Below are 25,430 nucleotides of genomic sequence, written 5' to 3'. Positions count from 1 at the left end.
AGCCCGCTCTGGATCACGTGGTATCGCTTCTCCGCAACGCAGGAGTGAGCAGGATTGCGATGGTCGTTGGCTTCGGCAAGGACCAGATAATGGAGCGATATGGTGACGGCTCAAGCTTCGGCGTTCGTGTGGAGTACCTGCACCAGAAGGAACTGCTTGGGACCGCCAATGCCGTTTCGCTGGCCGAGGATTTTGTGAGCGGGGAGCGTTTTATGGTTATGAATGGAGACACGCTGGTTGACCAAGAATCTCTAAACGTGTTTATTGCTCGGTATCATGAGCTGAGCAGTAGAAAAAACTTTTCCTGCCTTATGGGAACCATTGAGGTTGAGGATCCAGCCCAGTTTGGTATTGTTTTTGTGAAGGAAAATAAGGTAACCGAAATCGTCGAGAAGCCCAAGCGCGTGAAGAGCAGGTTGGCCAACGCTGGAATATACATCTTTGACTCTAGGATATTTGACGCCATAAGGAGGACGAAAAAATCTAAACGCGGAGAGTATGAGATTACCACTTCGATTCAGATAATGATAGACGAAGGAGGGGAGGTCTTTACATCACCTCTGGAGTTATGGGCCGACATCGGAAGGCCTTGGGATTTGTTGGTGGCTAATGAATACTTCCTCCGGGACCTAAAGGGTGAAATCCACGGGAAAATTGAGCACGGCGTTTATATTGAATCGAACGTCTATGTGGGTGAGGGGACAAGGATAAGATCCGGGTCCTACATCGAAGGACCTACTTACATTGGTAAGAACTGCGACATCGGCCCCAATTGCTTCATCCGTCCCTCTACCAGCGTTGGTGATCACGTTAGAATTGGCAACGGGGTGGAGATAAAGAATAGCATCATCATGGACCACACCAACGTGGCCCATCTTTCCTATGTCGGGGACAGCATCATCGGCAGTAGATGTAACTTGGGTGCTGGTACCACTATCGCTAATCTGCGGCTTGATGAAAGCGCGGTCAAGATGAAAGTCAGCGGAAGAATCATCAACACGGGGAGAAAGAAGCTCGGGACCGTGATCGGAGACGATGTTAAGACAGGAGTTAATTCCATGATAAACCCTGGAGTCAAGATAGGCCCGAACGCCGCGGTCGGCCCAGGTGCGGTTGTCTATGAAGACGTTCAGCCAAACACACTAGTAATAGCCGAGCCGATTATCAAGAAACATAGGTGGCCCAGAAAGACCGGGTGGTGAAATGGGCGAGTATTCAGAAGAGGAATTTAGGAAAAAATATCCGAACTTGGCTAGAGAAATGGGAGGCAAGGGCAGCATTAGGATAAACGCTGTTAGAAGTACGATTGATGAAGGGGAAAGGGCAGCTGGTCTGGGTCAAGGTTACATACCAACCGCGGTTGATTTTATCCGCAGGTGTTCGACGGAGGAGCAAGCCTTGGAAATAATAAACTATCTTGAGGTCAGAAAGGAGATCAACGAGGATTACGCCAAGAGGCTCCGGAGGCAGTTGGTTGAACAGGGGCTGGACAGCTTTGGCAGCCACAAGGAGCCGGGATACTACGAGCGTGTTGCGAAGGGTTAATCGTGCTTGAGCTGGGACTAGTCGGCAAGCCCAACACGGGCAAGACGACTTTTTTCAATGCGGTGACACTGGCCAACGCTCCAGTGGCCGGATATCCATTCACCACGATCGATGCTAATGTCGGGGTAACCTACGTTCGCAGCAAATGTCCCTGCCGGGAGTTCAACGTGGTCTGCAATCCGCAGAATTCCAAGTGCATTAACGGTATTCGCCACGTACCGGTGAGGATCATCGACGTGGCCGGCTTGGTCGAAGGCGCACACATGGGGAGGGGGCTGGGGAACAGATTTCTAGACAATCTGCGCATGGCGGCAGCTTTGATCCACATAATAGATGCTTCTGGGGGGACCGACGGTGAGGGAAGACCATGCCCCCCTAGCACCCATGATCCTTTGAAGGACATCGATTTTCTTGAAGTTGAGATTGCCATGTGGATTAGGGGTCTGCTTTCTAAGGACTGGCCCAAGTTTGCGCGCCGAGCCAAGTACGAGAAGCTGGATTTGGTAAAAGAGATAACCAATCGCCTTAGCGGTTTGGGAGTGAAATCCAACCATGTTTCTGAGGCTTTCAAACAGGCGGCCGTGGATCAGTTCGACCCCGAAAGATGGACAGCTGATGATCTGCTTAGATTTGTGGCAGAGTTGCGGAAGGTTAGTAAGCCCATAATGATCGCGGCCAACAAATCTGATGTTCCAACCGCGGAGGCCAACATCGAGCGTTTGAAGAAGCGCGGCTACATTGTCGTGCCGACCTGCTCAGAAGCCGAGTTAATCCTGAGGCGTGCGGCGGAAAGAGGCATAATTGAATACCATCCGGGAGATGCTGAGTTCAAGTTGTTAAAGCCGGAACTGCTGAACGAACAACAAAAGATGGCGTTGGAAAAGATCTCGGTGTTGCTGAAAAAATTCGGCTCGACCGGCGTGCAGCAGGTGGTCGACAAGGCAATTTACGAGCTGCTAAAGCTGATTGTAGTTTACCCGGTAGATGATGAGCACAAGCTAACAGACAAAAATGGCAATATACTCCCCGATGCTTTTCTTGTTCGCAGGGGAACCACCGCGAGGGAGTTCGCTTACACCATCCATACTGAGTTAGGCGAGGCCTTTCTCTATGCGATCGACGCTAGGACGAAACGTAGGCTTGGTGAGGACTACCAGCTTAAGGACGGCGACATTATCAAGATAGTTTCCAGCCGGGGGCGCTGATTTTGGATTCTCGTGCCCTGATTTTTGAGGCTTAATATTTGAAATTTCGGCCTTTCAAAGCCTGTGCTTAACCGTCAAGATAGGGAAAATAGTGGCTTGAAAAAAATACTTTTTTGGCATCCTATGTTTAAGTGATTAAAAAAAATATTTATCTGGAACGGCTATAAATTAGGCGAGTTTAATTATGATGGTGTGGTAAAATGGTGAATATACTGATTACTGATAAGATAGACGAAGAAGGTATCAGGCGACTTAAGGAAGTTGCCAACGTCGACCTTGCGATTGGGTTGAAACCTCCAGAACTACTTGAACGCATCAAAAATTATGAGGTGCTGGTTGTCCGTAGTGCGACCAAGGTGACAAAGGAGGTTATCGAGGCCGGAAAGAAGCTCCGCATAATAGGCCGCGCCGGGGCTGGCGTTGACAACATCGATGTTGAGGCGGCGAAGGCCAGAGGGATAAAAGTTCTTAACACCCCCGAGGCACCAACCGAAGCAGTGGCAGAGCTGGTAATCGGTTTAATGCTCTCTTGGGCTAGGCGCTTGCCGCAGGCTGACTCTAGCATGAAGCAGGGGAAGTGGCTGAAATCCGAGCTGATGGGCACGGAGTTGCGTGGAAAGACTCTGGGCATAATTGGGACTGGCAAGATCGGGCAGCGCGTTGGTAGTCTTGCCGTTGCCTTTGGGATGAAGATAGTTGCTCAGGACTGCGTGGTCTATCCGGAATTTATTGCCAAGACTGCTTGTGAATATACCGACTTGGACACGGTTCTCAAACAGGCGGATTACTTGACCATCCACTTACCGCTGACACCGGAGACTAGGCACCTGATCGGAAGAAGGGAACTTGGACTGATGAAATCAACCGCTGTTTTAATTAACACTTCCCGAGGGGAAATAGTCGATGAGAACGCTTTGATCGAGGCTCTCACGGGCGGAAAAATTGCCGGGGCCTGCCTTGACGTGTTTTCTCGCGAGCCACCGGTTGATAGCCCATTATTGAAGCTATCCAACGTGATCCTGACGCCTCACATTGGAGCATCTACACATGAGGCCCAGAAGGAAGCAGCCATCCTTATATCGGAGAAGATAAAGGAAGCAATAGCATAACTTTGGTGGTGTTAGTTTGGCGACAGAACAAGCAGGATTATTAAGAAGCCACCTATCAGAGTGGCGCAGGGCTCCGGCCATCCAGCGCATAGATGGCCCCACCAATCCAAAACGGGCCAGATCGCTGGGCTACAAGGCCAAGCAGGGCGTCATCGTGGTCAGGGTTAGAGTCAGGAGAGGAGGCAGGAGAAAGGAGAGGCCTTCGCGCGGCAGAAGACCGAAGCGTATGGGCGTTTTGAAGATAGTTCCCAAGAAAAACCTTCAGCTTATTGCCGAGGAAAGGGCAGCGAGAAAATACCCCAACCTAGAGGTTCTCAACTCCTACAAGGTTGCGGAGAATGGCACCCATAAGTACTATGAGGTCATCATGATTGATCCCCATCATCCTGCAATCAAAAGCGACCCCCAGCTGAGCTGGATAGCGGCTGGGGAACATCGGGGGCGAGTCTACCGGGGCCTGACGCACGCGGGAAAAAAGTCCCGCGGGCTGACTAGGAAGGGCAAGGGAGCGGAGCGCATGAGGCCGAGCGTCAGAGCCCGGAAGAGAATAAAGTGAGTTGATGAAGTTTCCCTTTAGCAGCGCGGTAATAAGCTTACATGCGCATGCCACCGAGGACGAGCAGAAGGTTCTGGAATTACTAAGAAGTTTTTTACCTTCATCTGTGGGCGTACGCAGGTCACACCTGACTGGACATCACGGAAATCCTATCATAGTTTTTGAGGCTAGAATTAACCAGAGAAAGGAACTCAAGGATCTTTGGCAGACCATTCGAATGAAGATGGATGAGGCTACTTTCTCAGATCTCCGAAAAGCGGTTGAAGAAAGAATGGATGACTCATGTTTTCTTTATCTTAGGTTTGACAAACAGTGTGCGAGCGAGGGCAGGCTGGTCCTCACCGAGCTGGGTGAGTCAATTCATGTGAAGCTCAAGGTAATATCATTTCCCGCCAAACGTGACGTGGCTGTGGCGAAGGTGGTGGATTTTCTTGCAGCCGGTGAGAGATCATGAGGCTTAGGCGAAGATATGTGGTGTTTGAGATTGTCGATGGAAACCTGAATATCAGACAAACACTAGCTTGGCTTTGCGAGGAGTTGCAAGCAGACCACAGGGAGATCAGAACAGTTATTTACGATGAAAATTTGGGAAAGGGCATTCTTTTCTGTTCTCATCGACTCTTAGATGAGCTCAGAGAAAAGATAGCTGAGAGAGGAGTTCCAATGAAGATTATCGGAGTTTCTGGTACGATGAGGGCTGCCAAAAGAAAATTTTTTGGGCCTGAGGGCGAAGGGGGCGTTGCTGGGAGCTGCCGCTAATGTTAAATATGTCTATATCTTACAGTTATTGAATCATAGTCACTGGTTTAAGAAAGGTTGATGCGCATGGCGTTTGTACCACCTGGAGCAGGTTATGACAGGGCGATAACTGTCTTCAGCCCAGATGGTAAACTCTTCCAGGTCCAATATGCCCAGGAGGCCGTCAAGCGCGGGCTGACGGCTCTGGGAATCAAGGTAAATGAAGGCGTGGTTCTGGCTGCGGAAAAAAGGGTTCGGAGCAAACTGGTGGAAGAAACTTCGATCGAGAAAATTTTTCAAGTGGACGAGCATATCGGGGCTGCAGCATCGGGTTTGATTGCAGATGCTCGCGTATTGATCGATCACGCGCGCATAGAGGCCCAGATCAACCGTTTGCGTTATGACGAGGCGATAAGCGTAGAATCATTGGCTAAACGCATCGGGGATACCAAGCAGCTCTACACTCAGCACGGCGGCGTCAGACCATTTGGTGCTAGACTTCTCATTGCCGGCGTTGATGACAAGAAACCCCGTCTCTTTGAGACGGACCCTAGCGGAGTTGTGGCGGCGTACAAGTGTCAGGCCATTGGGGGCGGAGCCCAGACAGTGACCGATTTCTTTGAGAAGAATTATGACGAGAAGCTTTCTCTTGAAGATGCCATTCTCCTCGCTTTGGAAGCACTTCGGCTGGTTGTTGAGGGTGAGTTTACCGAGGAGAACGTGGAGATGGCAATTATACCGGTAAAGACAGGGCGTTTTGAGAAGCTGAGCAATGAGGAAATAGCCAAGTACATAAGGAAGTTGGGCCCTAAGCCGCAGACCAAGTCCGCGAAGGAGTAGCGGACCATGGTCAAGTTAGAGGACGCTGTTGTAGCTAGGTTGTCCAGTCATGGGACGACCTTTGAGGTGCTCGTAGATCCCGAGCTGGCGCTTAGCTTGAGGACAGGCGGTAGCGTGGACATGCGTAGCCTGCTGGCCAGCGATAAGATCTTCAAGGACTCAAAAAAAGGCGACGTGGCATCTGAGGAGATGATCCGGAAAGTTTTTGGGACCACCGATGTCTACAAGGTTGCCGAGCAGATCGTAAAAAAGGGCGAAGTTCAGATCACCACGGAGCAAAGGCGACGGATGCGAGAACAGAGGCTGAAACAGGTGGTGGCCATAATCTCCAGACGTGCGGTCAATCCACAGACTGGGCTGCCACACCCCCCAGCTAGGATTGAAACGGCAATCAACGAGGCCAAGGTTCAAATAGATGAGTACAAGAGCGCCGAGGAGCAGATTCCTAAGATAGTTAAGGCACTGGTTCCAATCCTGCCGCTGAAGTTTGAAAGCAAGAGGATAGCGGTAAAAATACCAGCCAGTTATGTGGGCCGGGTTCAACGAACGGTGAGGGAGTTCGGGGTGGTGAAGCAGGAACAGTGGCTCAATGATGGCTCATGGGCCGTGGTTGTGGAAATACCTGCAGGGGTGCAGGGAGAATTTTTCGACAGGCTCAACGACCTGACTAGGGGAGAGGCCGAAACAAAGGTGTTGTGATGATTCACGTTCAGAACAGGGAGATAGTGGTTCCCGGGCAGCTGATTGCGGAAGGAGATTACAGGCACCTTGAGGGTTCCTACCGTGAGGGCAGCAAAATCTACTCCGCAGTAGTGGGGCTGGCCGATGTTAAGGGTGACAGGGTCAGGGTGATACCTCTTCAGGGTCGCTACATACCACATGTCGGCGATCTCGTCATCGGCGTGGTCATCGACAATCACCCCTCAGGCTGGATCCTAGATATTAACTCACCATATACGGCCAATCTTTTTGTTTCCGAGCTAGTACATCGAAAGGTGGACCTTAACAAGGAGGATATAAGCAAGTTCCTCGGTATCGGTGATGTGGTGCTTGCTTCAGTCAAAGAAGTCGATGAGTATATGAGGGTATTGCTGGAAACTCCGGGGCGAGGCATGGGTAAGATTAAGGGTGGCAAGCTGGTGGAGATATCGCCGGCAAAGATACCGCGGGTGCTGGGTCGTAAGGGATCCATGCTTAAAGTTATAGAATCCAAGACTGGCTGTACCCTTGCCGTGGGCCAGAACGGGAGGATAATAATCTGGGGAGATGACCCTGAGATGGTTAACTTGGCCGTGGAGGCCATACTCATGATCGAGCGCGAGGCGCATACCTCCGGTCTTACTGATCGGGTGGCCCTCATGCTTGAAAAGGAAAAAGCAGGAGGAATTTGAATGGAAAAACCGGAAAAATTGTTGATTGATGGAAGAAGGCTAGACGGCCGAGCACCTGATGAGCTCAGGCCGCTGAAGATAAAAGCAGGAGTTCTTGAGCGGGCCGACGGTTCAGCCTATGTCGAACTCGGAAATAATAAAGTGTTTGCTGCCGTGTATGGACCTCGAGAAATGCATCCGAGGCACGACCAGCAGCCAGACTCGGCAGTGTTGCGCTGCCGGTACAGCATGGCACCGTTCTCGGTCGAGGACCGAAAGAAGCCGGGACCGGATAGAAGATCAATGGAGATCTCAAAGGTCACTCAGGAGGCACTGGAGCCTGTGCTTTTTTTGGAGCTTTATCCAAGATCGGTGATCGATGTCTTTATCGAAGTGCTGCAGGCGGATGCTGGGACAAGAACGGCCGGAATCAACGCGGCTGCGGTGGCGCTAGCCGATGCTGGAGTACCAATGAGAGATTTGGTTTCATCGGTGGCGGTGGGCAAAATTGATGACACCATTGTTCTTGACCTTATGAAGGAAGAGGACCAGTTTGGGACCACGGACATGCCGGTGGCGATTATTCCAAGAAAGAGAGTGATAACTCTTCTACAGATGGATGGACATTTCACCAAGGAGGAGTTTAAGCAGGCTCTGGACTTAGCCTTCAAGGGCTGTGAGAAGATCTATGAGGTGCAACGGCAGGCACTAAAGGAGAAGTATGCTATTAAGGAGAGTGAGTAGCCATGGATGAAATAATTTCCTGCGTCAAGAGGGACTATATAATTGACTTGGTGAAACAGGGTAAGCGCGTGGACGGCCGTGCCTTGGACCAGCTCAGGGAGGTCGTGGTGGAAAAAGGCCTGATAAAAACAGCCAATGGATCGGCGAAGGTGAAGCTGGGCAAGACCCAGGTCCTCGTCGGCGTCAAATTGATGCATGCGGAGCCCTTCCCGGACACCCCTGAGAGCGGAGTTTTAATCGTGAACGCGGAACTGCTACCGCTGGCCTCTCCCACCTTTGAGCCCGGCCCACCGCGTGTTGAGGCCATCGAGCTGGCGCGGGTGGTCGACCGCGGCATTAGAGAATCAGAGGCCATTGACTTGGAAAAGCTAGGGATAAAGCCGGGCGAAGATGTCTGGTCGGTCTTTATCGATATTGATGTTTTAGATCACGATGGTGGACTCATCGACGCAGCGGCCCTCGCCTCAATCGCCGCCCTAACCGATGTGAAGCCGCCGAAGGATGAGGACTGGAGGCTGTCGGAGTTCCCCCTCTCTAAGTTGCCGGTGGCGGTGACGGTTGCCAAGATCGATGGCAGACTGGTGGTCGACCCTTGCTTGGACGAGGAGAGAGTCATGGATGCTAGACTGACGATAACCACCATAGAAGATGGTAGCATCTGTTCCATGCAAAAGGGCGGTAAGGGGTATTTTACCCGCGAGGAGCTTGAACAGGCTTATGACTTGGCTAGCTCCAAAGCGAGGGAGCTTAGGGAGAAGCTGAGGTGAGCGCATGCCTCGGACTAAAAAAATAGGTTCCGCTGGCAGGTTCGGTCCCCGCTACGGTACCAAGGTAAGAAAGCTCGTGGTTGAAGTTGAGAAGAAGCTGAAACAGGTGTACAAGTGTCCTAGCTGTGGGGCGATGAAGGTCAGAAGAACCGGCTCTTCCATCTGGCAGTGTCGCCGCTGTGGGGCCAAATTTGCTGGAGGCGCCTACGCACCCACAGTCATGGCGACCACGGTTGAGAGGGCACCGTCAAAGGAGGGGGCGTAATGTATCGATGTGGTGAATGCGGCAGAATGGTGGAGAAACTTCCGGAAAACCGGCCGCGTTGTCCTTACTGTGGTTCGAAGATCCTTTACAAACCGCGCCGGGATATTGTCCGCAAGATAAAGGCGAGATGAGTTACCCCTATTTTAGCTAGCTCAGAGATAATTAGGGGGGGCCATGCTGCTGACCACATCGAGGCGGCCTTGTCATCTGGCTAGGGTCCTCGGCAGGGAGTTGGCCCGGTTTCTTCCCGGCAGTGAGTATATCCCTCGCGGCGTAAAGACGATTGAGAAGATAGTCTTTCTGGCCAAGCAACGTGGTCATGACCGGGTCATGATCATCAGCAGTTTACTGGACAAGCCAGGAGAAATCCGCTTTATAGAAGTAAGGGAGACATGGCGATGGATGGATGCCACGATAAGGCTGGCCGGGGTGACGGTTAGCCGGGTAAAGACCAAGTTTGGTCGTTTGGGCAAAATAAGAATCTATGCGGAGGATGCATCCTCTTTAGAATTTGCCCGTTGGCTGGGGAAAATTCTGGGCATCGACCGCGTTGAGAGAACGCCGGAGTCAGGCCCGATTATTCTTATAACCTCAAAGGATGGTCTGAAAATAAAATTTGGGGTCATGCCCGATGCTGAGGATGTGGGTCCTGTGTTGTTGGTGAGTTCTTTTGGTCCCCTGTTTAAGCGGTTGGGTGATGTGGGTGGTTCGAGCTGAGAAGTCCAGCGCCCTAGTGAGGATTGAATTTGAAAGTGTTCGCGAAGCTGAGGTGGTGAAGCAGGCTCTTGCCCCAGAGGAGGAATTGCCAGCCACTTCTAGATGTCAGGCGAAGGTATTTCGAAGGGAAAACGCTTTATTTTTACAGGTAGAGGCAGAAGACACAGCGGCCCTACGTGCAGCGCTCAACTCGTTCATAAGATGGGCGATTGTTGCGCGCGACATGTTGGAGCCAAGGAGGAAGCGCAATGGATAAACTTTCGCCTCAGCTAAGGCATCAGCTGGCCCAGTTTCAGCAGGCGCAGCAGCAGGCGCAGATACTGATGAGCCAGCGACAGCAGCTTGAACTCTTGCTTCGCGAGACTGAGAGGGCGCACGAGGAGTTGGTCAAACTGCCGGACGACGCTGTGGTCTACAAGAGCTTGGGAACGATACTGGTGAAGGCCAGCAAGGTTGAGCTCCAAAAGAGTCTCGCCGAGCAGAAGGAAACACTGGATCTGAGGATTAAGACCTTGGAGCGTCAAAGTGAACGGGCCATCCAGCGCCTGAGGGAAATGCAGAGCAAGATTGACGAGGCGCTAAAGGGACAGGGATCGGAAGGTTTGGCGAGCTAGGCGGGCCAGATGAAAGATGTGGCAGACTTTTTAACCCAAGCTGTCAGAAGTGGGCAGCGAATCGTCATTCTCTGCCACCGTAATGCCGATCCAGACGCGGTTGCCAGCGCCGTGGTCTTGGCCGAGGTGATGTCATCGCTTGGGGCGCAGGTCAAGGCCGCAACAGCTGACGATCTCGCTGCAATTTCCGAGGTTGTACTGAACAGCTTTAATCGTAAGGTTGAGGTGAATCCAGAGCTGGATTTTGACCTCGCCATTTTCGTCGACACCTCGAGCTTTGGACATTTGGGTGAATTTGGTAAGAAGCTGAGGGACTCTGGTATCGCTTTCGCGGTTATAGATCATCATAGACCAGTTGAGGAGATGAGGCAACTGGCGAAGTTCTATTACGTTCGTGAGGATATTACTTCAGAGTCGGAACTCATCTATCGGATTTTGGTCGAGATGGGGTTGAAGCTGACGCCAGAGCAGGCCACACTACTTCTGGTTGGGGTCATCAGCGACACCGGTCATTTCAGGTTTGCCAGTCCTGAGACTTTCACGGTGGTTGAAGGGCTTTTGAAGGCTGGCGCGGATTACAACCGGGCACTCGAACTACTCAAGCCTCCTGATGACCTCTCCAGAAGGGTGGCCATGCTGAAGGCCGCCGGCCGCTCCGAGCTGCAGCGCATAAACGGCCGCTTGATAGTTTTTTCTGATCTGGGCTCATTTGAGGGTGATGCTGCGGGAATGTTGGTGAGAATTGGTGCAGATGTGGCCTTCGTCGGGTCGGAGGAGAAGGGTGAGTTCAGGGTAAGTGGCCGAGCAAGTCCCGAGTTTCTCAAGGAGACCGGGATACACCTTGGAGAAATGATGGAGGAACTGGGAAAGCAGTTTAACGGTAGCGGTGGCGGCCACGCGGGAGCTGCCAGCGTTAGCGGTAAAGGCTCGTTTGAAGAAGTAAAAAAACAGATAGTCAAGATGCTCCAAAGGAGATTGTTCAAGGCTGGGTGACATGATGTCCATGCCAGCTGATTGGATGGTAGAGCTGGAGAAGGCAGGTTATCGCTTTTTGGGCAGAAGCCGCCACAGCGCCGTGAAGGTCTGCCATTGGACTAGGAAAAGCCTGCTCAATCGCGGGTCCTGTTACAAGCAGAGATTTTACGGTATCCAGAGCCACCGCTGCCTACAGCTGGCGCCGGGTCTTCCCTTCTGTGACCACAGGTGCATCTTCTGCTGGCGCAACACTGAGATCACCAGCTCGAGGTGGGAAGGAGAGGCCGATGAACCCGCGGAAATTCTGGATGGAGCCATCGCCGCTCAACGTCTCCTGATCAGCGGGTTTGGGGGCAATCCTGAGGTGGATAAAAAAAAGTTCAGCGAGGCGTTACATCCCAACCACTGTGCAATCTCGCTTGCCGGAGAGCCGACGCTTTACCCCAAGATCAACAACTTGATTGAGGAGTGTCAAAGACGAAGGATGACCAGTTTTTTTGTGAGTAACGGGCAACATCCTGAGATCTTGGAGAAGATGATGGAACCGACCCAGCTCTACATTTCATTGGTGGCACCGGATCCAGACGTTTATAGGGCAGTCTGCCGTCCAGCCTTGAGCGATGGCTGGGAGCGGCTCATGCGGAGCTTGGAGCTTTTATCATCTTTCAGCTGTCGTAGGGTTATTCGGCTGACGCTGGCGAAGGGCCTGAATTTCAGGGACCCACAGTCATACGCGAAAATAATTGCGCGGGCAGACGCTGACTTTGTCGAAGTTAAGGCCTACATGTGCGTGGGTTTTTCCCGGAGCAGGCTGGGCCTGGGGAACATGCCTCTTCACTCTGAGATAGTCGATTTTGCCCGCGCGGTTGCAGCAGGCAGCGGTTATAAGGTTTTAGACGAGGCGGAGCTCAGTCGTGTTGTTCTCTTGAGCAGAAGATAGCTGGCGATAGCCACAAGCCTTGAATAGTTCAAACATTTAGTTATTGAAGGAGGCGTAAACTTGTTGGAACGGATGAGGGCCTATTTTGACCATCAGGCCGAGCTGAGGGAGCAGGCGCTGGAAGCTTCGCGACAGACGATAAGGGCTTCAGCCAAGGCGATAGCGGCCATCCATAGGGGCGACCAGCGGTCGGCTGATGGGTTCATCGCCGAGGCGAGGGAGGGTCTGAACTCGCTGGCGAAACTGACCGCGGATGCTCCGGAGCTGGCCGAATCGGGAATTGTGCTCTCGGCCCAGCAGGAATATGGTGAGGCGGAGATCGTCAGAGGGGCAATAATGGAAAAGAAACTGGTTGAGGTTGGCGAAATCGGTATCCCTTACAAGCCATATTTGGCAGCGCTGGCCGATGCGGTGGGTGAGTTGCGGCGGCACGTTTTGGATTTGATTCGAGCTAACGAAATAGACCACGCCGAGACGATGCTAAAGCTGATGGAGAGAATTTTTGAGTTTCTGATGGAGTTCGATTATGCGGACGCTGTTCTGCCAGGGATGAAGAGGAGGCAGGACATGGTCAGACAGGTGCTGGAGAGAACCCGAGGTGATTTAACCATAGCCTTGAGGCAGCAGCGTTTGGAGCGGGCTTTGGAGAAGAGGGGCGGTTGAACTTGAGGTTTGACGTCCGGGAGATCAGGGTCAAGGCCGAAAAGGATTATGAGAAAGCTTGGCTGGAGAGCGGGGAGCTGATTGAAAAAAAGGGCAGGTTTTTTTCACTTCAGAACAAGTCCCGACCCCACCCGTTACAAGAGCTAATTGCCGAGGTCAGAAGGGTTTTTCTTGACCTTGGATTTACTGAGGTCGTTCTCCCTATCTTGGTGGATAAGAAGGAGGTGCAGGCCCAGTATGGTCCTGAGGCCGCCGTCATCCTCGACCGGATCTTTTTCCTAGCCGGGCTAGAGAGGCCGGATATTGGAATCAGCCGAAAAAAGCTTCTGGAGATAGAAAAGATTGTCCCAGGGTTCGACAGCCCCAAGCAGCTTCAGGGGATTTTCAGACGCTACAAAAAGGGCGAGATTGACGCGGATGAAATGGTTGAAGTGATGGTTCAGGAGCTGGGAGTAAAGGAGGAGCAGGCCACAGCCATTCTCTCGCTTTTTCCTGAGTTCAGGGAGCTCAGACCAGTCCCGATGGATTTAACCCTGAGGTCCCATACCACGGCAGCTTGGTTTGGTGCCCTTCGTGAACTTCAGCGCTGGGAGCCGCTGCCGCTGCAGCTTTTCTCCATCGGTCCCAAGTTCCGGAGGGAGCAGCGACTGGATGAAAGCCACCTCTATGAGTCTTGGACCGCATCGATGGTCATCATGGCGGAGAGGATGAGCTTGGAGGACGGGGAAGAGGTGACCCGGAAAATTTTTTCGAAGCTGGGTTTTGATGAGGTCAGGCTGGTTAGAAAAACTACCACTTCTAAATACTATGCCCCACAAACGGAGTCAGAGGTCTTTGTCAGGCATCCTAAAACCGGGGAGTACCTTGAGGTCGGCGATGCCGGCTTTTACAGCCCCGTTTCGCTGAGCCGCTATGATATCGCTTATCCTGTGTTTAACTTGGGAATCGGGCTGGAGCGGGTGCTGATGATCAGGACGGGCGAGACGGACATCCGCGCGTTGGTTTTCCCCTACCTCTACCGTGAGGTGAAGTTTTCTGACGAGGAGCTGGCGGCCGCGATAAGGTTCCAGCGTGAGCCCAGCACCGAGGCCGGCAGGAGAATAGCCGAGGCAATAGTGAGGACGGCCCGGGAGCACGCTGATGAGCCTAGCCCCTGCGAGTTCAGGGCCTGTGAAGGTGAGATTGCAGGCAGACGGGTTGTCGTTAAGGTCGTGGAGCCCGAGAGCAACACGAAGCTGATCGGCCCGGCCGGTTTCAATGAAATTTATGTTTACGATGGCAACGTGATCGGGGTGCCGCCTAAAGGCTGGGAGAAGGACGAGTTCTTGAACACTGTCCGCAGCCGGGGCAGAGCTACAGGGATCTCCTATATGGATGCTTTTGCAGCTCTAGCAGCGCATGAAATTGAGCGGGCAGCGCAGCGGGGAGATAGGGAGGTGAAAATTCGCGTTCGAGCGGCGAAATCTTTGAGTGATGTCAACCTTGAGCTGGATGGGGCAGCACAGCGCTACATAACTTCTAACAACAAGAGGATCGACATCAGAGGCCCGATATTTGCCACGATTGTGGCGGAGTTTACCTCCTAAATAGTTCTCTTGTTTTCTCGAGCCCGATCCTACCCGTCTCTATGGGGTCTTCGGTTTTATGTAGTTCTACGGTAACCCAGCCATTGTAGTTGATTTTTCTGAGGGTCTTGAGGATAGGGGTGAAATTAATTATGCCCTTCCCCGGTGGCAGATGGTCATCTCGCTCTCCCCGGTTGTCGTGAAAGTGGATGTTAGTGATGTATTCTCCGACCATCTTTATCTCCTCGGCAATTTTTTTCTCCGGAGAGCAGAGCTTTTGCCAGGTCTTGTTCAAAAAGGCGTGCCCCACATCAAATGTTATCTTCAGATCATCAAGCTCTTTAACCAGCGTTAGCATTTCCTGTGGTGATGAGTAGGGGAATTCGGTGTTCATGGGGAAGTTCTCCAGAGTTAGTTTTACGCCCCGGTTTCGAGCGTATTTTAGGGAACTTTGGATAAAGTTCAGGAAGCGTTCTTGGGCTGGTAAGAGGAACCTCTCCTCGTGGGGAAATGGGCATCTGCCCGGGTGTATTACGATAATTTCACCGCCCAAGGCGTTGCAGACATCGATGCTTTTTTTCAGGTATTTTAGTGCCAGATCTCTAACGGTAGCGTGCCAGCTAGTCGGGTTGAGATCCCAGATCGGTCCATGGATGGAGATGGCCAACCCGTAGGAATTGACCAGCTTTCTGAGCTTGGGTAGCTTATTCAGGTTGAATTCCGGCGTAAAGTTGGGCAGGTCGAAGATCAGCTCAGCATGGTCGGCGCCAAGCTTGCCAATGCTGGAGATGACTTCTTCCATGTCAAGGTGGGGAAAGAGCAGCCCAGAGAGGCCGAATTTCATAGAGTCACCTATGGTTCGAGCACATGAGGGTTAAGTACATTATAATTTAACAGGTTTTTATTCATTTTTCTTTAAGTTGTCGAAGACCTGAATTGTGATTTCGCAGAAAACGGTGACAACTTCCTCCACCAGGTGGCCCGAGAATTCCTTTCATTACCGCCGGCGGTGTGGAGACAGACCTTTGGCTTTCCCTCAAAATTACATGTGTTAACGCTGCCGACCATCTCCAGATTTTCGTTGATTTTTCTGACAACCCCTCCGGACAATTTCGTTTTAAGTCCGACTAGGTGCTAGGATCTTCTGTATTCCAACCGAACAAGTTCAGTCTGGCCGCTATAATCTATCCTGCATGGATTTGGTTGCGATGGTGTGAGCGAGCCTCAGCGGCTCTGGAAGGCGGTGATCCCTGGTTGTCTCCAATGTAATCCTGATGGCCGACGATAGCGAGATCTTGTGACCCACGCTAACGTAGACGGGCCTGCCCCCCTCTCTTGTTCTAACCACCGCACCGATCGTTTCCCCGTTGTCCTTTAGCGGGGAAAAATTGCCTTTTTTTTCGCCTGGTTCCTCAGCCTCGCCGCAGAGCTTTGATTTTGCCACACCAAGAGTCGGGCGGTCTAGTAGCACACCAAGGTGGCTGGCAAGCCCGGCTCTTCTGGGGTGGGCGATTCCGTGGGCTCCCACCATGTAAACATCGGTTTCAATACCATGTAGCACCTTTAGCATTGCCTCCAGCTCTCTGAAAGCGAGAAAGGTGGGCAGGTAGGGAAACTTTAGCCTTACTTGTCTAGTTCTCTGTTTAACGATGTTGAGGTCATGGTAATCTAGGACCACGCAGGCGGCACAGGCCCATTCTCCTCTAGTGAAAGAAACATCACAGCCAGCGATGGTGTCGAGCTTGCTGAAGCTATCCCTTTTGATGACCATTTCAGCGATCTTTTTTTGGATCCTGATGAGTTCCTCTAGATCAACTTTTGGCGGGGTCAGGAGTGGTAGCATTCCATCATTTTCATTTATCTTTTTCAAAGTAAAAAATCACTCCATTTTTTTCGATGAACTAGGAACTCAGAGTGAAGGTTAAGAAGATGGTTTAGTAAAGGCTCTTATTTGAAACAGTTTATATTTTAAACGTCAAAAGGTTTAGGTGGAGACCATGGTGAAAGGGCCAAGGTGCAAGCTCTGCGGCAAGTCGATCCAGATAATGAGTTACGATTCGGCCTATGTTAAGCTGGTCAAGCCAGGCGAGGCAAAGGCCACCTTTGTCTGCTGGAGCTGCGCAGAGAAGAAGCTGGGCGAGAAGTTGAACGAGATAACCGGAACTTGACCTTCTGGTGGGAAGTTGTCACGGGCAACCCCTAAGGACCATGCCCTGATGTCCTTGGCGATAAAGAGGGCAGGGAGATTTGTTGACCTTGCCCACATTCAGGAGAAGATAAGTCGTGACGCTGGCCGGAAGTTTTCGGAGGATGAGACCAAGCAGCTCTTGGATTCCTTGGTGAAGGAGGGGCTCTTGGTGGAGAAAGCCGGCGAGTATTCGATTTCCGATCAAGGCAGGGAATATTTTGAGAAGAGGTGGCGCCAGATTAGAGCGGAGCTGAATCAAGATTATCTGAAGGTCTACCGGGCCAAACGTTATTATCCACAGGTGGCGGATGCCATACTTGAATTTTGCCGTGACCGATGGGTCTCGGTTTTCCGACTTTTCACGGGCAGAGCTTGGCTGCAGCGAAAGTTGGGACCAAAATACATCATGATCAAGAGCTGGAGAGATATTGAGAAATGGCTTGACGTTCACGGGGTCGATTTCATTCCCTACCTGCACCGGATTGGTAGCGATCGCCCCGACTGGCTGGTCATCGATTTTGATGCCGGCAAGGAGGTTTCTCCCGAGGATACCAAGAAAGTGGTTCGGGTTGCTTATGAAGTGTTAATGGGGTATGGAGTCAAGCCAGCACTGAAGTTCTCTGGTTCGCGCGGCTTCCAGATCTGGGCGCAGTTCAGGTCCCATGAGCTACCTCAAGATTACAAGCCGAAGCAGCTCAGGAGCGAGAGGAGAGAACGCAACCACTTTAGCTTTTATGCGGACATCGTCAGGTTCGTGGAGTCGCGCGTTGCCGAGAAGTTGCCCGGGCTGACGACTTCGGAGACGGCAAAGAAGGAGGAACGGGTTAGTAAGGTTTTGCTAGACGCCTCAATAATCAAACCAATGGGCGACGTCAGGGCCCCTTATAGCATGCATTACAAGACCGGACTGATTTCCATGCCGTTGTCGATTCAGGAGCTATCGAAGTTTGTTCCCGAACAGGCCGACCCCGAACTGGTGGCCGAGCGCTACCGGGAGAGGGGTAACGAGTTCAGTTTAACTGAGTGCAGTGGAGAGGAACTCTTCCAAGACGTCTTGGAATGGTGCCGTACCTGAATTCACTTTTTAGCGGCTCGTAAATAGCGGCTTAAGTTTCTGTAGAGAGTTTGCTTTGAGGTGTTTCAAGAAGAGCTTTTACGTCTTTGACAGTAGATAGTGGTAGGAGGAGTGAAATGAACTTTTATGCGCTGCTTTCTCTTGTTGGTCTTTTTCTAACGCTGTTCTTGGCTTTTTTCACCCTGAGGGGACCGAGGAAAAGAATAAACGTCATTTTCCTGCTCGTGCTCGCCTGCGCTTTTCTGTGGATGCTGGGCGAGTTCATGAGACGCATCTACTTTAACTTGCCCTCACCTGATTTTTGGAGCCAAGTCGAAACCATTGGCGTGATCTTTGTTGCCCCGCTCTTTTTCCGTTTCGTCACCCTGATTCACGCTACTACCAACCCTTCCTTGTTGAATGATAATCGCTTTTGGTTGGTGCTGTTTGGAATAGGTGGGGTCTTCATAGTCCTCCTAGTTACGGACAACCTAATTGGTGAGACGGCGCTGTATTATTTGGGCTATGATTACGAACTGAAACCGGCCTATCTATTTCTCTATCTCTTCGTGGCGGTGGTCTTGGTCATTTCGGTAATTCATCTCTTTAGAGTTTTTCGGCGGATGCAGATCGGGTTCTATCGCAAGTATCTTAGGAATACGCTGCTTGGTTGCATATTTGCACTTAGCATTCTATTCCTCGGGGACTTCCTGATTGTGGCTCTTGGTCTCGAGATTCCTACCTTGTCAGCAGTTGAGTTAATAGCGGTGGAGATATCGATAGGAAGCGCCGTGGTTCGCCGCGGTTTTATGCCGTTGCCCTCGGTATCTCGGTTTCTTTTGCCACTTCCCGAGGCCAGTCTCTCCTCACGATATCGATACAGGCTCGCGAGAGGGCGATGCTATCTGATAATAAGTTATCGGCCTCACGAGCGGGTAGAGATATTTTTGGACCAGATTACTCACGGCGTCCCCGGATTCTGGATTACTTCCCGCGAGCCTAAACAGATGGAAAAATACGGTCTGCTTCGAACTCCGATAATATTCATTTCTTCACATCGGATTCCCGGAGAGATCGTGATGCCTCCGAAGGAGTTGAATCGCTTGAAGGAGTTCGTCGAAAACCGACTGAACTTTGTCCGGGGCAGGTCGGTAGTCCTCTTAGATTGTTTCTATGAATTGATGGTGGAAAACGGTTTTAGGCACATGCTTGATTTTGTACATGAACTGGGAAAGATTTGCTTCAGTCATTCTTCGAACCTCATCGTACCGTTGAATCCCAGAAGGTTCACCGTGCGCCAACTTAAGCTGATTGAGGAGGCGCTTGGGGCTACCAAGCTGATTGGCGTTGAAAAGACAGGAGTTCTTTAGAGGTTTAGCGTCAAAACTTGTTTTAAAGTGAACCTTATGGCTGAGGAGAAAAGGGCAAGGCCAAAGAAACCGCTGAGAAAACGGACGAGAACTAGAGCAAGTGAGTGAAGAAAGGCCGGGTGACGGTCAAAGGAGTCGGGAAGGGTCTGGCTAAGGGCGTTAAGGGCAATGAGGAAAAGTAGGAAGAGAAGTAAGCTGGAGTCCGTTGGGTTTAACCGGCGCAGTGCTCCGAGGATTAAGCGGTTGAGTTTCAATATTTTCATCCTGACTTTTTGATGTGCCGTTAAACATACAAATCCTGAGCACATGATATCAATGGATAACGGTGCGGTGGTTAATTGGTCATGACTCTCGTGTTGAAAATAGACCCAGAGAAGCCGGATTTAAATGACGTTTGGGTAGCAGCACGTTTTCTTCGGGAGGGAGGCTTGGTCGCTTTTCCAACCGAAACGGTGTATGGGTTGGGAGCGAACGCGCTTGACGAGGCTGCGGTTTTGAGGATTTTTCAAGTAAAGAACAGACCTACGGACAACCCGCTCATCGTTCATATTGCTAACAAGGATGATGTGAACGTTTTAGCTGAAAGGGTTCCAGACATCGCGGAAAGGCTCATCGATATTTTTTGGCCAGGCCCGTTAACGTTGCTCTTGCCGAAATCAGAGCTTGTACCTGCCGTTACCACAGCCGGTTTAGCTACGGTGGCGGTAAGAATGCCCAGTCACCCCATCGCTCAAGCTCTGATAAAAGAGGCGGACGTGCCCGTGGCCGCTCCAAGCGCAAATCTCGCGGGCAAGCCGAGTCCAACTTCTGCCAAGCATGTGTTGGATGATTTTTTCAACAAAATAGAGGTTGTAATCGACGGTGGCGAGGTGGGTTATGGTGTTGAGTCCACCGTTCTCGACGTGACAGTTGATCCACCAGTAGTGCTGAGGCCGGGTCCAATAACCGTTGGGGAACTGAGGCAGATACTGGGCCGGGTCGAAGTTCATCCGATTGCGAAGGCAGAAATGCCGGCGGAAGCTGCCATAGCAAAAGCGCCCGGCATGAAGTACAGACATTATGCTCCGAAAGCGGAGTTGGTGTTGGTCGAAGGTTCGCCTCGGAATGTTGTCGATAAGATTAAAGAGCTTAAGGAAAGTTACGAGCAGTTGGGAAAAAGAGTGGGCATTATGGCAACGGCAGAGACGGCTGGTGAATATGGGTCGGCATTAGTGAAGGTGGTTGGGGAACGCAAGAATCTTAGGACCATCGCCAAGGGGCTCTTCAAAACCCTCCGGGAATTTGACTTAGAAAACATGGACGTTATTCTGGCTGAGGGGGTAGAGCCCGAGGGTATCGGGCTTGCGATTATGAATAGGCTCAGAAAGGCGGCGGCGGGTTTAGTTAAGATGGAGTAAGGCGCTGTTGCTTGAATCGGTTGAAAGAAACCCGTAAAATTAATCGATCGCAGGATAGCTTGTTGTCCGGAAATAACCTCGGCAATTTGAATTTATGGCGGGCCCGGAGGGATTCGAACCCTCGACCGATCGGTTAGCTCCCAATCGACTGTTAAGAGCCGATTGCTTTTGGCCGGAAAACCGACTGCCAGACTGAGCCACGGGCCCAACATCAGTATTTGCGTCTAAATTTAAAGATGATTGAAAAATTAAAGGTTTTCTTCTTCGGTGCCGCTTTAACAACTGCGGGCACCGAAAATCTTTGCTTGGTCGATTGGGTAGTTATTTTTATTTTGTCACGATAGCAGTTCTTTTCAGAGCTTGGCAAACTATCACAGTCAGAAAAATTTTTAAATCTTTTGGCAAGAAGTCCGCTGAAGTTAAACTTCTTGGCGGCTCAATAATTTTTTGGTTTTAAGGAGTTTGTCGAATAATTCTAATTTTTAATTGCCGACGGCAATACTCCTATTGTTGCGGAGGCTGCGCCGAGTAGCTTAGGGTGAACCAATAGGAGGTACATCCATATGGTTTGCCCCGGATATTGGGCTGCTCGACACAGCTCCAAACTCGATTCAGTCGAGAGAATATTTAGCCTTGCCGATAAGCTCGTGAGGAGGCTGCCGCCTCCTTGGGAGCGCTCCAAGCGGGGCCGTCGACCCAAGTTTTCGGCGCGGCGGCACGCCGCGATCTGTGCCACGGCTCGATATTTTGACTACACTTACCGCGATGTCGAGGGGCAGATGCCCCTCATCACGTCTAAGACCATCGATCACTCCACGGTCGGCTGGGCGCTGAAGCGCCTGCGAGCGCCCTACCTGAAGCTGCTTCTTCTGTTGCTCTTCAGGGAGATAAACAGGCTGGCGAGGTGCGGTATCTACATGATAGACTCGACCGGCATCTCGACGACGTGCCTGTCGAGGCGCAAAAGGGTGCTCAAAAAGTCTTGGAGCCGCGCATTCCTGAAGCTGCATGCGCTGGTGGGATATTCCCCGCAGGCGGGTGCATTAGCGATTGTGTCGGCGAAGGTGACAGCAGGCAACGTCGCCGACTGCGCACAGCTCGGCCGTTTGCTTGATGGCTTCAAAGGTGGAGGCGAGCCATTGCTCGCGGACAGAGGATACGACTCGAGGCGCAACGTCGAGATTGCGGCTCACCATGGCTTCAAGCCGGTGATCAAACCCCGCGCCATAGGGATGGACCGTTGGGTCAACCAAAAGAAGTTCAAGGAGTTCAGGCGCAACCTCAAGCTGTACCGCCAGCGGGGCATCGCCGAGGCTGTCTTCGGCGGCATAGCGAACCGGTACGGTGCCATGATCAGGTGCAAGTTGCCGGCCACGAGGGCAGTCAGCGTTCTGCTTATGGCCGTGGCGCACAACCTGCGCACTCTGGTGCGCGTCCGAGCGATGAAGGAGATGGGTTATTTTTTATTTGTTGGATTTATTCGACAAACTCGGTTTTAAGAGTAAAGCTCCATGTGGGCAAACTTGGATACAGAGGCCGCAGGCATTGCATTTTTCTTCATCAATCTTAGGCAGATCACCCTCGATTTTAATGGCGGCATAACCCGCGTCTTGGCATGCAACCCGGCACAATTCACATTTGGTACATCTGGCTGCATCAACTGCTGGAAGCACCCAATAAGAATAGTCCAGATTTTCTTGGCTCTTTAGCTTGGACAGGATGCACCCCACGATTTCCTTTACGGATCCGAATCCCTTTTTATAAAGATAGGAGGAAACACCATCTTTGAGCTCGTTTATCATCCTATTTCCACGCAGCATCACAGAGGTACAGAGCTGAACGGTGGAGGCGCCCACCATGAAAAACTCAACCGCATCTTCCCATTTAGAGATGCCGCCGATCCCTGAAATAGGTAGCTTTGTTGTCTTTGCTATTTGCGCCACGCATCTGAGGGAGATGGGCTTGATTGCTGGTCCTGAGATTCCGCCGAACGAGGATATCCCTCTCACGGAAGGTAGTGGCTCCATGTTTTCAAGGTCTATTCCTATGAGCCCCTGAACGGTGTTAATAGCTGAGATGGCGTCAGCTCCTCCACGCTCTGCCGCTTTTGCTATTAAAGTTATATCTGTCACATTTGGAGTGAGCTTTACCATTATCGGAACGGTCGCGACCTCCTTGGCCAACCTCGTGGCCTCGCGCGTTAGGTCGGGGTTCTGGCCCAATATTGCTCCAACAGCCCAGACTTCATCCGTCAGCGGGCAGGATAAGTTGAGCTCGATCATATCCGCTCCTGCTTCTTGGACGTCTTTGATCATTCCTTGCCAGATCTCCGGGTCTGCTCCACCCATGAGGTTTGGTATCAAGATCTTTTCCGGATATTTTTTCTTGAGTTCAGTGATCTTGGGTAACCATTCCTTTAAGGGATAAATTACCGATTCTATATTTTCAATCGCAATTAACTTCCCCCCGTAATGTAGGCCTGCTATCCGTGGATGGGGGTCCGGCCGCGGTTTTGAACCCAAAACTTTCGTGACGGCGCCGGCCCAGCCAGCTTCAAAGGCTCGCCCTATTTTCTCAGCATTACTCGTTGGCGGCCCCGATGAGAGGATAAACGGGTTTTCAAATTCAAGCCCACAAAATTTCACCGAGAGATCAACTTTTTTTACATTAATTGGGTCCCTCATCTTATCACTTCGGCAATTTAGTGCCTGAATAGATGTCAGGGACTTTCCTTGTCCTCAGCAAGTTTTCGATCTCCTCCTCGCTCCTGATCTTTGAGACATCGAACCTATTGTGGTGCGTGAATTCACTTATGGGTCGTCTGAAACGCGGCGGGACCCGCTTGACTGGGAAGCCGAGCTGAAGAACCTCCATTATCTTGATGTACGATGGGACTCCTAACAGTTGCCTGAGCCTCTTTCTGGTCAAGGGGAAGTTTGCGGTACCCCAGCCAAGCCCCAACCCGAGAGCACTTGCCGCCAAGGTCATGTTTTGAATGGCCGCCCCCATGCTGACATCTAGAATCTCTTCCCTATAGATGGTATTGGGATAAGCACTCGTGAATCGCGTGTCGGCACAAACCACGATGAGAATGGGTGGTTCGGTGAGCCTCTTCCGTAACACCTCACCGCTGTAGAAGGGGAATCTCCTGTCCAATTTTTTAGCCCGCTCGTAGGTCTCAACGAAAATTTGAGCGATTTTCTCCCTTGCTCTCGGGTCCTTCACCACGATGAAGTCCCATGGCTGTGTGTTGGCGCCTGAGGGGGCCCACCTAGCGGCCTCAAGTATTTTCTCTATGAGTTTGTCCGGAACTGGATCTGGTTTAAAGTGACGGATGGTACCCTGTCGGCTCATGAGTCTGAGCAGTTTTTCGAACTCAGATTTTTTTGCTGGCACCATGTTCCTCCTTCTTTCCGTAGTCACGTTGAATGTACCTACCATGCCCCGGTTTAGCCACGATTTCCCCTTCCTCAAACACGATTTCACCACGCACCAACGTTAACCATGGTATACCGACAACAGTCCAATTTTCGAAGGGCGTGTAACCCGCCTTCGTGCGCAAGTTATCTATCTTTATTTTAACTTTTTTCTTCATGTCGACAATAGTCAAATCAGCATCTGCTCCTATACTTATTGATCCCTTCCTTGGGTAAAGGCCCAGCTTGCGGGCCGGGTTCTCGGAAGTTATCCTGACAAATTTTTCCATTGAAATTAAATTTTTTTTCACCCCGTAGGTCAGTAGGAGCGGTAATCTTGTCTCGACACCAGCTATTCCTGAACCTGCTTTCCAAATATCCTCCCACCCGGCTTCAACCTCGGAGAGTGGCATTGGCCAATGGTCACTCGAAACCATCTCTATCACACCAGTTTTCAATCCTTCCCACAGAGCAACTCTATTTGCTTCGCTTCTTATGGGCGGGTTGCATTTCAGGTAAGGTCCTAGTTTCTTCATATCTGCTTGTCTGAAAAGGAGATGCTGAGGAAGAACTTCGGCGCTTACATCCTGCCCGAGGGACCTCGCTTGCCGCAAAATATTAGTCCCGAGTCCGGTGCTTAGGTGGAAAATATGGAGGCGAACGCCAGTCTCTCGTCCAAAGAGTAGCGCTCTAGATATGGCCTCTGCCTCTGCAATATCCGGCCTAGATTCACAGTGGGCGAGGGGATCTTTTCTTTTGGCTTGCTTGAGTTTTTGTGTAAAGTGGGAAACAATTTCCCAGTTTTCCGCATGTACGCCGGCGATGCATCCCATTTTGCCAATTATTTTAAAGGCTTCGAGCAGGATACCGTCTTCAACCCTCTCAAGCTCAGGAACAGACTCGGCCATATAAATTTCGCCAAATGCCATTACACCCTTGGCGGCTAGTTTTGGCAGATGGTTTAAGTTCTTTGACGTGACAGCGCCATTGATACCAAAGTCGACGATCGCCTTTCTTTCAGCGGTTTTAATTATCCGCATTAAATTTTTCGGAGTGGTCGATGGTGGATTGGTGTTGCCGTGGTCGACGACCAATGTCGTACCACCAGCGGCCGCTGATCCCGTCCCTGTTTTCCAGTCCTCTCTGTACGTGTATCCCGGGTCTTGGAAATGCACGTGAAAATCGATTCCACCAGGGAGGATTATCCTTCCATTGCAATTTATTACCCTATCGGCGGCGGGCAGGAGGTGGTCCTTGGAAATTGATACTATCTTACCATCGTCTATGCCAAGCCCGCATTCCCACAAACCCCGGGAAGAAGCTATTTTACAATTTTTAATAACCAAATCCAATGTGAACCTCCTGTTTAACTAATGTTTCTCTATTTTTAAT

General features: G+C 51.3%; 30 protein-coding genes, 1 tRNA gene and 1 pseudogene. 26 read left to right on the top strand and 6 right to left on the bottom strand.

Going from position 1 to position 25,430, the window contains the following annotated elements; all coding sequences use genetic code 11:
* The 21 genes and pseudogenes from glmU to sepS all read left to right on the top strand — a co-directional run.
* Window positions 1–1,202: bifunctional sugar-1-phosphate nucleotidylyltransferase/acetyltransferase (gene glmU, locus QXT02_RS06235; protein ID WP_342812592.1), on the top strand; the 1,202-nt coding region annotated here is incomplete at its 5' end.
* 1 nt (window position 1,203) lies between these two features.
* Window positions 1,204–1,545: a DUF2095 family protein gene (locus QXT02_RS06230; RefSeq protein ID WP_342812590.1), complete on the top strand. Its 342-nt coding sequence runs from the start codon at window positions 1,204–1,206 to the stop codon at window positions 1,543–1,545.
* Window positions 1,546–1,547: 2 nt separating this feature from the next.
* A complete protein-coding gene (locus QXT02_RS06225; protein ID WP_342812588.1) occupies window positions 1,548–2,750 on the top strand; it encodes a redox-regulated ATPase YchF in 1,203 nt (400 codons plus the stop codon).
* 200 nt (window positions 2,751–2,950) lie between these two features.
* Window positions 2,951–3,859, top strand: coding sequence for a hydroxyacid dehydrogenase (locus tag QXT02_RS06220; RefSeq protein ID WP_342812587.1), 909 nt, complete (start codon window positions 2,951–2,953; stop codon window positions 3,857–3,859).
* 37 nt (window positions 3,860–3,896) lie between these two features.
* Window positions 3,897–4,415, top strand: a pseudogene (locus tag QXT02_RS06215) (50S ribosomal protein L15e); the annotation flags it as partial.
* A 4-nt stretch (window positions 4,416–4,419) separates the two neighbouring features.
* The gene (locus QXT02_RS06210; protein WP_342812585.1) at window positions 4,420–4,869 is read left to right on the top strand and encodes an RNA-binding domain-containing protein; all 450 of its coding nucleotides are present in this window, start codon (window positions 4,420–4,422) and stop codon (window positions 4,867–4,869) included.
* Window positions 4,866–5,174, top strand: coding sequence for a hypothetical protein (locus QXT02_RS06205; protein ID WP_342812584.1), 309 nt, complete (start codon window positions 4,866–4,868; stop codon window positions 5,172–5,174). Before QXT02_RS06210 ends, QXT02_RS06205 begins: the two co-directional genes overlap by 4 nt.
* 60 nt (window positions 5,175–5,234) lie before the next feature.
* Complete coding sequence (gene psmA / locus QXT02_RS06200) at window positions 5,235–5,993, top strand: archaeal proteasome endopeptidase complex subunit alpha (protein WP_342812583.1); 759 nt, start codon at window positions 5,235–5,237, stop codon at window positions 5,991–5,993.
* 6 nt (window positions 5,994–5,999) lie between these two features.
* The gene (locus QXT02_RS06195; RefSeq protein WP_342812582.1) at window positions 6,000–6,692 is read left to right on the top strand and encodes a ribosome assembly factor SBDS; all 693 of its coding nucleotides are present in this window, start codon (window positions 6,000–6,002) and stop codon (window positions 6,690–6,692) included.
* Window positions 6,692–7,384, top strand: a complete 693-nt coding sequence (gene rrp4, locus QXT02_RS06190; RefSeq protein WP_342812581.1) for an exosome complex RNA-binding protein Rrp4 — start codon at window positions 6,692–6,694, stop codon at window positions 7,382–7,384. Before QXT02_RS06195 ends, rrp4 begins: the two co-directional genes overlap by 1 nt.
* Window positions 7,385–8,107 carry an exosome complex exonuclease Rrp41 gene (gene rrp41, locus QXT02_RS06185; protein ID WP_342812580.1) on the top strand — a complete coding sequence of 241 codons (723 nt, stop codon included), beginning with the start codon at window positions 7,385–7,387 and terminating at the stop codon, window positions 8,105–8,107.
* Window positions 8,108–8,109: 2 nt separating this feature from the next.
* Entirely contained in the window at window positions 8,110–8,874 is a 765-nt protein-coding gene (gene rrp42 / locus QXT02_RS06180; RefSeq protein ID WP_342812579.1) for an exosome complex protein Rrp42, read from the top strand.
* A gap of 4 nt (window positions 8,875–8,878) precedes the next feature.
* A complete protein-coding gene (locus QXT02_RS06175) occupies window positions 8,879–9,139 on the top strand; it encodes a 50S ribosomal protein L37ae (RefSeq protein WP_342812577.1) in 261 nt (86 codons plus the stop codon).
* On the top strand, window positions 9,139–9,270 hold the full coding sequence (locus QXT02_RS06170) for a DNA-directed RNA polymerase subunit P (RefSeq protein WP_342812575.1): 132 nt from the start codon (window positions 9,139–9,141) through the stop codon (window positions 9,268–9,270). Before QXT02_RS06175 ends, QXT02_RS06170 begins: the two co-directional genes overlap by 1 nt.
* Before the next feature lie 43 nt (window positions 9,271–9,313).
* Complete coding sequence (locus QXT02_RS06165) at window positions 9,314–9,856, top strand: hypothetical protein (protein WP_342812573.1); 543 nt, start codon at window positions 9,314–9,316, stop codon at window positions 9,854–9,856.
* The gene (locus QXT02_RS06160) at window positions 9,837–10,112 is read left to right on the top strand and encodes a KEOPS complex subunit Pcc1 (protein WP_342812572.1); all 276 of its coding nucleotides are present in this window, start codon (window positions 9,837–9,839) and stop codon (window positions 10,110–10,112) included. The genes QXT02_RS06165 and QXT02_RS06160 overlap by 20 nt, the downstream gene beginning before the upstream one ends.
* Complete coding sequence (locus QXT02_RS06155; RefSeq protein ID WP_342812570.1) at window positions 10,105–10,470, top strand: prefoldin subunit beta; 366 nt, start codon at window positions 10,105–10,107, stop codon at window positions 10,468–10,470. Before QXT02_RS06160 ends, QXT02_RS06155 begins: the two co-directional genes overlap by 8 nt.
* A 9-nt stretch (window positions 10,471–10,479) precedes the next feature.
* Window positions 10,480–11,463: a DHH family phosphoesterase gene (locus tag QXT02_RS06150; protein WP_342812568.1), complete on the top strand. Its 984-nt coding sequence runs from the start codon at window positions 10,480–10,482 to the stop codon at window positions 11,461–11,463.
* Between the two features lie 4 nt (window positions 11,464–11,467).
* Complete coding sequence (twy1, locus tag QXT02_RS06145) at window positions 11,468–12,385, top strand: 4-demethylwyosine synthase TYW1 (protein ID WP_342812567.1); 918 nt, start codon at window positions 11,468–11,470, stop codon at window positions 12,383–12,385.
* A gap of 60 nt (window positions 12,386–12,445) precedes the next feature.
* Complete coding sequence (locus tag QXT02_RS06140) at window positions 12,446–13,048, top strand: hypothetical protein (RefSeq protein ID WP_342812565.1); 603 nt, start codon at window positions 12,446–12,448, stop codon at window positions 13,046–13,048.
* A 2-nt stretch (window positions 13,049–13,050) separates the two neighbouring features.
* Complete coding sequence (gene sepS, locus QXT02_RS06135) at window positions 13,051–14,634, top strand: O-phosphoserine--tRNA ligase (protein ID WP_342812564.1); 1,584 nt, start codon at window positions 13,051–13,053, stop codon at window positions 14,632–14,634.
* On the opposite strand, the gene QXT02_RS06130 is transcribed toward sepS, so the two are convergent.
* Together QXT02_RS06130 and QXT02_RS06125 are read right to left on the bottom strand one after the other, a co-directional pair.
* Complete coding sequence (locus QXT02_RS06130; protein ID WP_342812563.1) at window positions 14,624–15,457, bottom strand: sugar phosphate isomerase/epimerase; 834 nt, start codon at window positions 15,455–15,457, stop codon at window positions 14,624–14,626. The two genes, sepS and QXT02_RS06130, sit on opposite strands and share 11 nt — an antisense overlap.
* 333 nt (window positions 15,458–15,790) lie before the next feature.
* Window positions 15,791–16,483, bottom strand: coding sequence for an endonuclease V (locus QXT02_RS06125; RefSeq protein ID WP_342812562.1), 693 nt, complete (start codon window positions 16,481–16,483; stop codon window positions 15,791–15,793).
* 127 nt (window positions 16,484–16,610) lie between these two features.
* Between QXT02_RS06125 and QXT02_RS06120 the strand changes: the two genes are divergently transcribed.
* From QXT02_RS06120 to QXT02_RS06105, 4 genes are all read left to right on the top strand, one after another.
* Entirely contained in the window at window positions 16,611–16,781 is a 171-nt protein-coding gene (locus QXT02_RS06120; RefSeq protein WP_342812561.1) for a hypothetical protein, read from the top strand.
* A 15-nt stretch (window positions 16,782–16,796) separates the two neighbouring features.
* Window positions 16,797–17,876, top strand: coding sequence for a hypothetical protein (locus QXT02_RS06115; protein WP_342812560.1), 1,080 nt, complete (start codon window positions 16,797–16,799; stop codon window positions 17,874–17,876).
* A gap of 116 nt (window positions 17,877–17,992) precedes the next feature.
* Window positions 17,993–19,225 (top strand): DUF835 domain-containing protein, encoded by a 1,233-nt coding sequence (locus tag QXT02_RS06110; protein ID WP_342812559.1) that lies wholly within the window; start codon window positions 17,993–17,995, stop codon window positions 19,223–19,225.
* Window positions 19,226–19,569: 344 nt separating this feature from the next.
* Window positions 19,570–20,622 carry an L-threonylcarbamoyladenylate synthase gene (locus QXT02_RS06105; RefSeq protein WP_342812594.1) on the top strand — a complete coding sequence of 351 codons (1,053 nt, stop codon included), beginning with the start codon at window positions 19,570–19,572 and terminating at the stop codon, window positions 20,620–20,622.
* Window positions 20,623–20,717: 95 nt separating this feature from the next.
* On the opposite strand, the gene QXT02_RS06100 is transcribed toward QXT02_RS06105, so the two are convergent.
* A tRNA-Lys gene (locus QXT02_RS06100) sits at window positions 20,718–20,829 on the bottom strand.
* Between the two features lie 356 nt (window positions 20,830–21,185).
* Between QXT02_RS06100 and QXT02_RS06095 the strand changes: the two genes are divergently transcribed.
* The gene (locus QXT02_RS06095; protein WP_342812558.1) at window positions 21,186–22,121 is read left to right on the top strand and encodes a transposase; all 936 of its coding nucleotides are present in this window, start codon (window positions 21,186–21,188) and stop codon (window positions 22,119–22,121) included.
* Here the strand turns inward: QXT02_RS06095 and preA are convergent.
* From preA to QXT02_RS06080, 3 genes are read right to left on the bottom strand one after another with little or no spacing between them, the layout of a single operon-like run.
* On the bottom strand, window positions 22,086–23,306 hold the full coding sequence (gene preA / locus QXT02_RS06090; protein ID WP_342812556.1) for an NAD-dependent dihydropyrimidine dehydrogenase subunit PreA: 1,221 nt from the start codon (window positions 23,304–23,306) through the stop codon (window positions 22,086–22,088). The genes QXT02_RS06095 and preA overlap by 36 nt on opposite strands.
* A gap of 4 nt (window positions 23,307–23,310) precedes the next feature.
* Complete coding sequence (locus QXT02_RS06085) at window positions 23,311–24,021, bottom strand: nitroreductase family protein (protein WP_342812555.1); 711 nt, start codon at window positions 24,019–24,021, stop codon at window positions 23,311–23,313.
* Entirely contained in the window at window positions 23,999–25,345 is a 1,347-nt protein-coding gene (locus QXT02_RS06080; RefSeq protein ID WP_342812554.1) for a dihydroorotase, read from the bottom strand. Before QXT02_RS06080 ends, QXT02_RS06085 begins: the two co-directional genes overlap by 23 nt.
* Window positions 25,346–25,430 lie beyond the last annotated feature (85 nt).

It is taken from the genome of Hadarchaeum sp. (SeqCode), from assembly GCF_038871235.1.
Lineage (GTDB): Archaea > Hadarchaeota > Hadarchaeia > Hadarchaeales > Hadarchaeaceae > Hadarchaeum.
This window is presented reverse-complemented; position numbering and strand designations above follow the sequence as displayed.